At 66.4% G+C, this 11,564-nt stretch carries 11 protein-coding genes and 1 pseudogene; 6 read left to right on the forward strand and 6 right to left on the reverse strand.

Annotated features, from left to right (window positions below):
* Nucleotides 1–37: 37 nt before the first annotated feature.
* Complete coding sequence (locus AC3RXY_RS05210) at nt 38–1,873, reverse strand: SIP domain-containing protein (protein WP_491509834.1); 1,836 nt, start codon at nt 1,871–1,873, stop codon at nt 38–40.
* A 211-nt stretch (nt 1,874–2,084) separates the two neighbouring features.
* Here AC3RXY_RS05210 and AC3RXY_RS05215 point away from each other — a divergent pair, with 211 nt between their 5' ends.
* Together AC3RXY_RS05215 and AC3RXY_RS05220 are read left to right on the forward strand one after the other, a co-directional pair.
* Nucleotides 2,085–3,605 (forward strand): helix-turn-helix domain-containing protein, encoded by a 1,521-nt coding sequence (locus tag AC3RXY_RS05215; RefSeq protein WP_491509835.1) that lies wholly within the window; start codon nt 2,085–2,087, stop codon nt 3,603–3,605.
* Between the two features lie 158 nt (nt 3,606–3,763).
* A complete protein-coding gene (locus AC3RXY_RS05220; RefSeq protein WP_491509836.1) occupies nt 3,764–4,801 on the forward strand; it encodes an AAA family ATPase in 1,038 nt (345 codons plus the stop codon).
* Here the strand turns inward: AC3RXY_RS05220 and AC3RXY_RS05225 are convergent.
* The 3 genes from AC3RXY_RS05225 to AC3RXY_RS05235 form a co-directional block, all read right to left on the reverse strand.
* A complete protein-coding gene (locus AC3RXY_RS05225; RefSeq protein WP_491509837.1) occupies nt 4,710–5,309 on the reverse strand; it encodes a class I SAM-dependent methyltransferase in 600 nt (199 codons plus the stop codon). The two genes, AC3RXY_RS05220 and AC3RXY_RS05225, sit on opposite strands and share 92 nt — an antisense overlap.
* A gap of 13 nt (nt 5,310–5,322) precedes the next feature.
* Entirely contained in the window at nt 5,323–6,633 is a 1,311-nt protein-coding gene (locus AC3RXY_RS05230; RefSeq protein ID WP_491509838.1) for a Fic family protein, read from the reverse strand.
* Between the two features lie 78 nt (nt 6,634–6,711).
* Nucleotides 6,712–6,840 carry a hypothetical protein gene (locus tag AC3RXY_RS05235; RefSeq protein WP_491509839.1) on the reverse strand — a complete coding sequence of 43 codons (129 nt, stop codon included), beginning with the start codon at nt 6,838–6,840 and terminating at the stop codon, nt 6,712–6,714.
* 141 nt (nt 6,841–6,981) lie between these two features.
* Here AC3RXY_RS05235 and AC3RXY_RS05240 point away from each other — a divergent pair, with 141 nt between their 5' ends.
* On the forward strand, nt 6,982–7,413 hold the full coding sequence (locus AC3RXY_RS05240) for a tyrosine-type recombinase/integrase (RefSeq protein WP_498224448.1): 432 nt from the start codon (nt 6,982–6,984) through the stop codon (nt 7,411–7,413).
* A gap of 378 nt (nt 7,414–7,791) precedes the next feature.
* Here the strand turns inward: AC3RXY_RS05240 and AC3RXY_RS05245 are convergent, their stop codons facing one another.
* A complete protein-coding gene (locus AC3RXY_RS05245) occupies nt 7,792–8,115 on the reverse strand; it encodes a hypothetical protein (protein WP_491509841.1) in 324 nt (107 codons plus the stop codon).
* 207 nt (nt 8,116–8,322) lie between these two features.
* On the reverse strand, nt 8,323–9,609 hold the full coding sequence (locus AC3RXY_RS05250) for an MFS transporter (protein ID WP_498224450.1): 1,287 nt from the start codon (nt 9,607–9,609) through the stop codon (nt 8,323–8,325).
* A 255-nt stretch (nt 9,610–9,864) separates the two neighbouring features.
* On the opposite strand from AC3RXY_RS05250, the gene AC3RXY_RS05255 reads away from it, so the two are divergent.
* From AC3RXY_RS05255 to AC3RXY_RS05265, 3 genes and pseudogenes are all read left to right on the forward strand, one after another.
* A complete protein-coding gene (locus AC3RXY_RS05255; protein WP_491509842.1) occupies nt 9,865–10,332 on the forward strand; it encodes a helix-turn-helix domain-containing protein in 468 nt (155 codons plus the stop codon).
* Between the two features lie 171 nt (nt 10,333–10,503).
* Nucleotides 10,504–10,707, forward strand: a pseudogene (locus AC3RXY_RS05260) (integrase core domain-containing protein); the annotation flags it as partial.
* A gap of 545 nt (nt 10,708–11,252) precedes the next feature.
* Nucleotides 11,253–11,564 (forward strand): hypothetical protein (locus tag AC3RXY_RS05265; RefSeq protein ID WP_491509855.1); only part of this gene is annotated, 312 nt, incomplete at its 3' end.

The raw sequence follows: 11,564 nt of genomic DNA on the forward strand, positions 1-11,564 counted from the left end.
GATGTTTCCTTTCGTCGGAGGGGTCGAGACCGCTGTCTCAGCCCTGTTCGTCGCGTGTGAGCTGGTAGAGGCGTGAGCCCCAGCCGACCGGGTGCGTCGCAGCGACAGTCAACTCAGCTCGATGGATCACGGCGGTCAGGTCGGCCTTGGTGCGCAATCCCGTGCCGTCGCGGGTGAGCGCGAGGAGGTCGCGCTCGGCCGCGTGCTCGGTGAGGGTCTGATCCTCGTACAGCTCCTCGAACAGAAGCAGTCGCCCGGATTGCGCGAGGCCCGTCGATGCGCGGCGCAGGGCGTGCGCGGCGTCGGCGTCCGCGTGCTCGGCGAGCGCTGCGACGATGAGCACGGCGTCGGCGGCCGGCGATGGCTCGAAGATCGACTGCTCGACGATGTCGACCCGCGTACGCTGGCTGTTGTCCCGGATCGAAGCGGTCAGATCGCGTCGTAGCCAGTCCGCCTGCGCGGGGAGGGCGCAGATCGTGACGTGCTGGCTCGGGCGAGCCGCGACGATCTCCCTGGCCAGGGCACCTGCTCCGGCTGAATGGACGACGACATGCGCGACACCGTCCAGGGCGGAGGACCGTGCGATCGCCGCGGCGAGCAGGTCCGCCTCTTCCGTCGTCTCCTCGAGGTAGACGTCCTCGAACCATTGCTCCGCTCGCAGAGCAGCGAAGCTCTGCCCGGCGATGGAGGCGTAGGAGGCCTTCCCGGTAAGTACGGACTCGGCCAGGCCGTGGATGCCGATCTCTCCGCGCGCCTGCGCACTGTCGGGGTGCAGCGCCCTGCTCCAGTGCTCGTCGATCAGGTTCTCGCCGACCTCGGTGAGCCGGTACTCGCCGGCCGAGACCTCGCCCAGCAGCTCGATCGCATGCAAGTACCGCAGCAGCTTGCCCAGCGCTCGTTCGTCGCTGCCGGTCTCCCGTGCGAGTGCGGCGGTTGTACCGACGCCACGCGCGATGAGCTCGCCCAGTCCGAGCTGCGTGGCGACGCGAATCGCGATGGGCGGGACGATCTCGGTCAGGTCATGGAAGAGGTCGGCCGCATCCGTGTTCTGATCGGGATCCGGCAACGTACTGTCGTCGGCGAGCGTGACGACCGTCCTGCGCTTCCAGTAGCCGGTGAAGTCGATCTCCGTCTTGGGCAGATGACGCTCTCCCACCAGGTGACGGCGCAGGTCGCGCACGGTGGCTTGCTCTCCGGCGATCCACGCGAACGGCCGTCCCTCGGGCCATCGGCTCGACGTGACAGCGTCCTGCAGGAGGGTCGTCGTCCCCGGCTCGGCCCCGTCGCGCGAGAGCCAGGTGATCTCCACGCCGGAGGGCTGTCGAAGCTCTTGCCGATGTGTGTCCTCCGCGATCTCGATGAAGACACGCGCGACGGCGCTGTCAGGGATCTCGTCCAGGAGCCGTGCGATGGCGGGGAGGGCGGTCTCGTCGCCGGCCACGAGCAGCCAATCGGCGTCCGGCAGCGAATGTGACATAAGAGGGCCGAAGAAGTGGATCCGGTCGCCCGGTGTGGCGCGCGCGGCCCAGGTCGCGGCGATCCCGGTGCCGTGCATCACGACATCGACGTCCATCTCGCGCGTCGCGGGGTTCCACCGCCGTACCGTGTAGGGCCTGCTCAGCACCCGCCCGCCCTCCGGAGCGCGGATGCTCCCCTCGATCTGTACCGGCAGGATCGGCTCCGAGTCACCGGGATGAGGGAAGACGAGTCTGAGCTCGTCGTCGAAGCCATCGCTGCGGAAGTCGGGTTGCGCAAGACCGTTGCCGGACGTAAACGACCCCAGCTGAGGTCCGCCCAGCGTGATGCGACGCATTCCGGGGGTGAGATCGTACGCGCGAACCACCTGCACTTCGCGCAGGCTGATGGGGTGCATCGTGGCCCCACGAGAGGTCTGCGGCATAACGGGTGAAGGTCTTCTCTGGTCGAGGTTGGTCGAGGTGCACGTGCGTGAAAAACACACCCTTTGGAGATTAGGTGAGCCTTCCCTCATGCAGGGCGCGTAAACTCTCATGTGTTTATCACTTTCGCAATCCGCGAGGACGCTTATCGACGCCGTCACCCCGCCCGCCATCCCCGCGTGTCGCATGAGCGAGCCGCCGCAGCCGTATGATCACCTCCTGCTGTGGACGCATACCGGCACGTCGAACGTCCGTACGCCCGACGGGCAGGACCATCGCATCGACGCGGGAACGGGAATCTGGCTTCCTGCCGAGGCCGAGTACGAGATCCGGACCGAACCGGGTGCTGTCGTCTTCCCGACATGGGTTCCCGTGCATGCCATCCCCGGGGCACCGACGGACATCGGACGATTCGCGGTCGAGGACGCCTGGCGCGCCTGGCTGATCGCGCACTTCGCTCATGCCTATACGACCTATGACCAGGTGTCGCCCGCAGAGCTGGGAAACGTGCTCAGCGCGTCCGGTCCGCGTCATCCGCGAATCCACGGCGATTCGCCCAAGGCGGGAGAATATCCGCCGATCCCGGAGAGCGTCGCCGCAGGAAGGGTCGCGCGCGAGTTGCGGCGGAATCCAGCCCTCGATCACACCGTGGAGCAGTGGGCCGTGTGGGCCTCGTCGAGCGCCAACACCGTGCGACGCGGTTTCCTGCGCGATACCGAGATGACCTTCGCGCAATGGCGAAGCTCCTGCCGGCTCGCGGCAGCATCTGAATTCCTCGCCGCCGGATACGACGTCGGCCACGTGGCCTCACGTGCAGGATTCGCGAGCCGGAGCGGCTTCACCCGCGCTTTCCGTGAGCGGTACGGTCTCACGCCCCGCGACTACGCCGCCGCGTGCGTTGCTCAGCCTGGTGCGGGTCTCACACGCCGCGTTCAGGCAGACCGCGACACCGCGGCTCTGAGCCACCTCCTCGACGATGAGCCGCCGCCGCTCACGGTGCCCGCCGGTCAGAACCGAGCCCGGGTCGCCCCATACAACGTGCTGACGTGGATGTACCGCGGTCGCGGATGGGCACGAGTCGGAGACGCGCGTTTTGAACGGGCAAAAGGCGACACTCTCTGGCTACCGGCAGGCATCGAACGCGAGACCGGACTACCCGAAAACTCACTCTCTCTGCCCATCGGCGTCCTCAGCGAGAAAGACGCCCAGATCTCCGAACCGCTCCGAGCGCAGTTCCCGTCGACCTGGGAGACATACCTCCTTTACTGTGCCGTTACGGCGAACACGCCGCTCCGCCCCGAGAACTACGATCCCCGACACATCCTCCGCGTTTTCGACACTCAACTCGCCGTTGCCCGCTCCCGCACCGTCCCCATGCCCACGAACGCGCGAGCCCGGGAAGCAGCGACCAACTTCCTCCGTCGAATCGCAACGAGCACCGAGGGCACGACTTCCGCGCTCCCCGATGACATCGACAACGCCTTCCGCGCTGAGACCGGGATGACATTCGCGCGTTGGCGCCACGCCGCCCGCATGCGCATCGCCCGCCAGCTCCTCGCGAGCGACGTCAAACCCAGCGCCGTCGCCGGCCAGGTCGGCTACACGCAAGTGTCAAACTTCAGCCGGGCGTTCACTCGCTTTCACAACATGACTCCGCGCGACTACCAAGAACAGGAATTAGAAGTCCCTGAGAGGTCGTGCCGATAAACGTGTGACAGCGTGGCGGCGCGAGCACGAGGCTTGCTCACCACGGTGATGTGAAGAACTCCTGCATCGAGACGACCCATCCTCCCCGACGTTCCGTCATCGATCATTGAACCGATCCGGCATCCTCCCGTGCGGGCGATCCGCACCGGCATACTCATATGCAACTCGGTACAAGGGTGTGGGCTGCCGGGAAGTGGCGCGCATTGGACACACGCACGATGTTCAAAGAGCAGGGCGCGATCCGCGCCCTGGGCATGGCGGTGATCGCCGCGCATCCGCAGCTTGCCGACGTACTGGAGCGGCACGGTCTCACCCTCGATCCCGTGACGGGGGAGGAGCACACGACCCGGATCATGACAGAGCACGGGCTACGCGCCACACCCGATCAGATACGTGACTTCATCACCGTCGCTACGCGGCTCGCGTTGGAGGACTGCTTCTCAATCCTCCCGCCCGACACACCCCACCTGGAGCATGTGGCGCATGTGACAAGCGTGCGCGTCATGCACGCTGACGCCCACCTCCGCGACTTCCTCACCGCCCAGGTGCCCGATCGGGAGCCGAAGCCCCCCGATGTGCAACGCCTTGCAGAAACGGCGGTACTCGACGCCGGACAGTCCGAAGCGGCGGCATCGGTTGCCTCGGCTGATCCATTGGTGATTGTGGAAGGAGCAGCGGACAGCGGGAGAACGACCATGCTGCGCACCGCCATCGATGTTGCAGCACAGCACGGCAGACCATCGCGGATGGTCGCACCGACATTGCGCGCCGCGCCGGTCGCGCACGATGAACTCGGCGTGCCCGCGACGAGTGTTGCGGCGCTCGTCCACGCGCACGAGTGGCGGTGGGACCAGGACGGAGTATGGACGCGCCTCGCGCCGGGAGGCACTGACCCGGAACGGGCCGCACCTATCGCGGCCCGACAGAGAGCGCGCAGCTCATCCGCGTCCGTGTCGCCCAGGAGCAAGCGGTGCGTGAAGCCGCTGAGCGCGCTCTGGCCGAACGGAGGGCGCGCGCCGCGCAGCTCGAGGTCAACCATCGCACGCGCGGCCACGGCCGACCCCGCCCAGTCGAGGACTCGGGCTGTCGCCAGGCTTGTGTCGTCTAGTCGGGCTTCGTCCAGGTCAACGTGTAGCGGTACCAGAATCGGCGGCGGACCCGTCTGCCTGGCAGTACCGTCCGGGAGAGACGTCTGATCTCGGCGAGCGATTCCGAGGGGCGTGCGACGGTCATGCCGGGATAGCCCGATTCGCCGCGGAGCTTGCTCAGCAATCGGATGGGGAGCACCTGTACCCCGGACACGATCCAGTCCCAGGCTGTCTTGTTTGCCGACAAGCCGACGATGCACAGACGGCCACCCGGCTTGAGTTTCGCTTTCATCTGTTCGAGAGCGGCAACCAGGGGCATGTGATGGAGCGTGGCGACGCAGGTGATGAGGTCGAAGCTTCGCCCATCCAGTTCCCGTGCGGTCAGCAATGAGCCGAGGACGACCTGAGCGTTCGGCGTCTCGGCTAAGCGTCCTTGCGCTTGGCTGATGGCCTGTGGATCAGGGTCCAGGCCGATCACCCTCGTGGCTTTGGTTGCGAGCTTCTCCACCAGGAGGCCGTCTCCGCAGCCGACGTCGAGCACATCCTCGCCCGATGGCGGCACGGAGTCCAGGAGCTCTGCATGGTAGGCGGTGTTGTGGTTCCAGTAATCGGCCATCGGTCCCGTCGTCCTACAGGCCGGGCGCGTCGCGTCGCGTGGTGGACGTCTGGCGTCGTGCGCCGAACTGGCTCACGTCGGGCAGCGCGGGCCCGAGTCGCGGCTTACGCCCCTGAGTGTCCCTCCCGCCGACGCGGTTGCTGCGCTCGGTGAGCGCGACGAGCGCGAGGTGGCGGTCGGCAGTCCAGCACACCAGGCGGCCACGCTGATCCTTCGTGCGTCCAAGAATGCCCGCCTCGGCCAGCTCGGTCAGTGCCCGGTGGGCTGCGGCTGGTGAGACAGCGAGGCGGGTGCTGACGGATTCGGCGGTGATGACCGGATCGGAGGCGAGCGTGTCGAGGATGCGCAGCACGACGGCATCCCGCCGCGGCGCGGCGGGGTTCAGACCCCGGTCACGACGGAAGGCGACGAGCCGGTCGGACACGTCCCGGTCGAGCGCGGCGATGTCCTCCGCGAGCTTCACCGCATTCCCGGCTGCCTTCTCCGCGGCCTGCGCGAAGCCGATCACCCATTCATCGAGCGCGGGCGGATCGGCGCGGTAGTCGGTGAGGCCCGCAATGTAGGCGTCGGTGTCTCCGGCGAAGACGGTGCTGATCGGGATGAGCGCGTTCCGCAGTGCGTCGGCACGGCGCAGAACGGTGTGGATGAGGGCGCGTCCGGTACGGCCGTTGCCGTCGATGAACGGGTGGATCGTCTCGAACTGCGCGTGCGCGATCGCCGCGCGCACCACCGGGTTTCCGCTCGTGACGGTGACGAACCGCGCGAGGTCCGCCACGAGTCGGGGTACCTCTGTCTCCGGCGGCGGGACGAATGCGGCTCGTAGTGGCGACCAGCCGGGCCCGCCGACCCAGTTCTGCTCCTGTCGCAGCCCACGCTCCAATCGGGGTTCGATGACGTGCTGGAGGTCCACGATGTCGGAGGTCTCGATGGTGCGTGTATGGTCGGCCAGCTGAGCGATAGCTGACTCGGTCGCGCGTACGTTCGCCACGACGTCCAGTGCCTGACGCGGTCCCTGGTTCAGCAACTCGGCGATCGCGAGGCGTTTGGGCGTGACCCGGTTGCCTTCGATCCATGAGGACGAGATGGACTCCGAACGGATCAGGAGGTGATTCAGGTAGCGGCCCCGCGCTCCGATCCGCTCATCCGCGCGGGCAAGGACAGCCAGTGCGTCCTCCGCCGCGCCCTGCGCCTCGGCGCCCAGCGTCGGAAGGCGCTCGCCCAGTTCGTCGGGCACATAGGCGAGGTAGCGGCCGGGCGCGCGATCCTTGCGGCTCAGACCGCTCGCGTCCTCGGGATGCCACAGGCGCTCGACGTACGCACCCATCACAGCCTCCCTTCCGTCGTCACTATTTCTACTTTAGATGTACTAGCCGAGAAATAGCAGCGGTCGAGCCAAGGTTAGTCAGTCGGCCGTCGTGTCGTCGGCGAACGAGCTCAGGAACTTCTCGCGCGGGATCACGACGCGACGGCCGAGCTCGACGGAGGGATGGTGCCATCCGTGCGTTGCCGCGCGCGAGGATGGTGCATTCAACGGTGGAAGCTCGCGCTTACGTCGTCACGTACCGCGCTGCATGTTCTCACCATGGAAACAGGGCGGGTGAGGGGCAACCCTCCGGGAATCATGAACACGCACGTCGCCGCGAATCTCCGCGCCGCACGGCAAGCGAGCGGGATGGACTTGCACACCATGTCCGACGCGCTCGGCATCGACATCGACATCGACATCGCGACACGGAAAGTGCTCGCCTCCTACAAGGTCGCCCGCGCGGAACTGTCGTTCGAGCTGGCACGGGCCGACGCCTACATCTTCGGTGACGACGACGGAAGGCCCCGCTCACCCGACGCGATGACGAGCCGCTGGGATCGCCGCCTCAAGTGGGCCGCGGGGGTCAAGAAGTTCGAGCACCTGCCCCGCGTCACCCTCAAAGGACTCCGACACACGCACGCGACGATCCTCATGGAACTCGGCGTGCCGCCCAAGGTCGTGCAGGAACGCCTCGACCACTCCACCATCACCACAACCATGAACATCTACAGCCACGTCACCCCGACGATGCAGAAGAACGCCGTCGACCAGTTCGCCAGCCGCCTCGCCGGAGCCTGAACCCCGCGATGGGGCGAACGAAGGCGCTTGCCCCATATTTCGCCCCATAGCAACCAAACAGCCCCTCACCCGGATCATAAAAGCCCTGGTGAGGGGCTGGTTTCGTTCTGTTCGCGAGGGGGGACTTGAACTGACCTCGACCCCCTCGCGCCGTGAATCTTGACCGATCGTTCTGCCGCATAAAATCAACGATCTGCGGCATGTGACCTGTGGATAACTCCACCGCGATACCCCGACCTATACGTTGCTTAGCACTTTCGCTAGCACTTTCTGCCGCTCCCCGAAGCATCCGGGCCAGATGCGCGGGAGTCGACTGCAATCCTGCGAACCGACCTACTGTCCTCGGCGGGAATCGACGGCCTGCTATCAGGTCACGTCCTAACCGAAGAGAAAAGGCCGCAGGTACAGAGTCGCGATGTATCCCACGCAGCCGACGATCACGACGAGCACTGCCCCTGCCGCCGCACCCCACCAGCGCCAGCGCCGCCCCAGGAGCAGAGCTGTGGTGACTGCCCCCGCCACAAGGAGACTCCAGATGATGGCGGGCAGTAGGCGCGCGTCACCGGCGCATCCCGCCGACGGTGGCAGGATCGCGGCGCACACCCCGCTTGGCGGCGAGAGCGGCAGGGCGATGCCCCACATTGGGACCACGGCGAACACAGCGATGGCGAGTGCGGCGAGCCACGCAGGCAGCCTCGTCACGTTGTGCTCTTTTTCGTTCGCGGTCGTAGGAACCACTCAGAGATGTCCGCGGTCCAACCGTCAGTCGGCGGGTTCGGATACGGAGATGTCCGCCTTCCCGACGCGCTCGGTGGGAGGACTCAAGTTCCGGTCAGGTCCGAGCCTGGTGTAAGCGGCGCCGACAGCATCGCCCTGCAGCGACTCTCGTGCTTTCTCTTCTGCCCTCGATCAGGTCACGGCATCCTCGTGTCGCGCTTTTCGCAGTGGGGAGAACACGATGACGAGTGCGGCGACGAGGAAGATGCCGGCTCCGATGCCGATCGTCAGGTGGTAGCCGAGGAGCGTCATGAGCAGGCCGGTCAGCAGCGCGCCAAAGAAGAACACGATGCGGTTGATAGTGCGGATCGTGGAGTTCATGCGTCCCTGGATTCCGTCGGGGGCGACCGACTGGCGATAGGAGATGTCGTTGGTGTCTTCGATGCCCATGGCCAGGCAGTAAAGCAACTGCGCACCCGCGACCACCGTCAGCACCACTCCGACGCCGCTGTCGGAAGTGAGTGGCGCCAGCGCGAGGACGAGCCAGGGGAGCACGACCAAGACCCGACCGAGCAGAATGGCTCGCCCGGCGCCGAGCCGGGAACCGATACGAGGCGCGATCATCGCTCCAATGAAGCCGCCGACCCCTCCGCCCGCAAGAGCAACGCCGTACGCCCATGATGGTAAAGCGAGCTCACGCAGAACGAAGACCGCGAAGACGGTCGTGACGATGCTGTTGCCGAGGAACCAGACGTGCAACGAGAGCGCGAGAGGCCGGAGAGTCTGATGCTGATACGTGTACCGCATACCCTGGGCGATATCGTGCCCAATGTGACGACCCGCCGGGCGCGATTCCGGCTTCGGTTCGACGACCTTTATTCGCGACTGCAGAATTGCGGCGATCGCGTTGATGATCGCGTCGAATGCGAACAGGAGCGGTGCGCCGATCAGGTTGAGTAACAGGCCTCCAAGTGCGGGGCCCGCTGTTTCCGCGACGGTCTGACTCTGACCGAGCCGCGCATTCGCGGACACGAGCGATGGTCGCGGAACGATGCGTGGCAGCAGCGGTTGCGCCGCGGAATCCGCGAACAGCGTGAGCACCCCCAGCACGAGGATTACCGCCGCCAGAGACCAGAAACTGAGCGCGTTCACGAGCAGCAGCACAGCGATCGTCGCCAGCGTCACAACGCGTCCGATGGTGGTCAGCACCAGCGCACGTTGGCGACGCCAGCGGTCCATCAATGCGCCGACGATCAACCCGAGGAAGAGATACGGCAAGACACCAAGCGCACTCAGGATGCTGATCTGCATCGGGGTTGCATTCGCGACCGTGACGATGAGCACCTGGAACGCGACCCCTGCGATCGCGCCGCCGAAAGCGCGGATGGTCGTCGCGCTCCAGAAGTACGCGAACGCCGGGTGCCGAAGAATGTCTCGCGATCGCATCGCGACCTGGCCATCGGCACCTTCGGGTTCCACACTTTGAGACTATCGGGGCTCCGAAGCTCGGTGATTCTGGTCTCCCTGGTCGACGAAGTCCCCGCCTCCGCACCCCATCGAAGCAGCGACGGACGCAACCGAAATGTCGGTATGGACACATGGTGGACATTTCACTTGTTATCTCGCGGGACATCGGTGACAGTTCTGCCTCAGCACATCGGTGACGCTTCGAGGGGTGTTGGTGGTGACACTTGTCGGGTTCGTCGGCCGGGTGGCGGCCTTTCGGCTTGATGGATGCCGTCGAATGAGCCTGTTGATGCCCGTGTCCGTCTCGCTATCAGCCAGCGGCCCGAGGCCGCGCCGCGTGGCTCGGTGACCTCGTTCTGCGTCGAGCACGGTCTGTCGCGCAGGACGTTCTACAAGGTCCTGGCTCGTGCCCGCTCGGAGGGGCAAGCCGCGGTGCTGGAGCCGCGGTCTCGCCGCCCGAAGGTGTGGCCGTCGCGGATTGGTGAGGACGTGAAGCGGCAGGCGCTCGGCGTGCGTGCGGCGCTGGAGTCGTCGGGTCTGGACCACGGGCCGATCAGCGTGCACCACAAGACGACCGCGATGGGCCTGCCAGCCCCGTCGGTGGCGTCGCTGGCACGGATCTTCCGTGAGAAGGGCGTGGCTCGATGGGAGTCGAAGAAGAAGCCGCGGGCCGCGTATCGGCGGTTCGTGTGTCCGGCGCCGAACGCGTGCTGGCAGCTCGATGCGACCGAGTAGGTCCTGATCGGGGGCCGCACCTGCGTGATCTTCCAGCTTGAAGACGACCACTCCCGCCTCGCGGTCGCCTCCCACGTCGCCGACGGCGAGACCAGTCAAGGCGCTCTCGCTGTCATAGCGAAGGGGGGCGCCGCCCGCGGGGCGCCGCAGCGGCTGCTCAGCGACAACGGGATGACGTTGGACCCGTCACGTCGAGGCTGGGAGGGCCAGCTCGTCACCTATGTGACCTCGCTGGGCGTGGAAGCGATCACGGGCAAGCCGGGCCAGCCCACCACGCAGGGCAAGAACGAGCGCTTCCACCAGACCCTGTTCCGGTGGCTCGACAAACAGCCCCTCGCCGAGACGATCGAACAACTACAAGAGCAGGTCGACCGGTTCGACATCATCTACAACACCGAACGCCCCCACCAGGGCCTGCCCGGCCGGATCACCCCGCACGCCGCATGGGACGCCACCCCGGTCGCCGAGCCGCCGCGCCCCAAGCCCGCACCCGTCGACCCCGTGATCCCCGCACCGGAGCCCCTGACCAACGCTCCTGCCCCGGCCACGCGCTCGACGGTCATCCCGCCCACGGGCACCGGCGAGTACGTACGGAAAGTGCGCAGCAGCGGCGTCGTCACGATCCGCGAGGTCGCCCACCAGATCGGCCACGGCCACGCCTGCGAACACGTGCACGCCATCATCGACGCCGGCACGGTCAGCTTCTTCGACACCCGCACCGGAGAACTCCTCATCCACCACTCGCTGCCCCAGCCCGGCATCCGCTACGTCGGCAGCGGAAAGCCCCGCCACCCCCACCCGAAGACCGAACCGTCACCGATGTCTCGAGACATGAACCGTCACCGAAGTTCTGAGACATCACAGGGCTCAAGCTCGCGGCGTCCACGATCTCCGGGTACAAGAAGATCATCCGCAACCACATCCGCCCCCGACTCGGCACGATCCGGCTCGACAAGCTCACCGCCACCCGTATCACCCGCCACTACCGCGACCTCGAAGACCACGGCCGCAACGACGAGTACCGCAAAGGACAGCCGCTCTCGGCAAACAGCGTCCACGAGGTGCACGTCGTACTCGGGGCGATCCTCGACGCTGCGATAGACGACGGGCACCTGACCGTGAACCCGGCGAAGAAGAAGCGCACCGTCAAGCCATCGAAGTCCAGCGAGGTACGGGCGCAGAAACCTGAAATCGCGACCTGGACGGCCGAGCAGTTGCAGACCTTCCTCACA

The organism is Microbacterium longlingense, assembly GCF_058349825.2.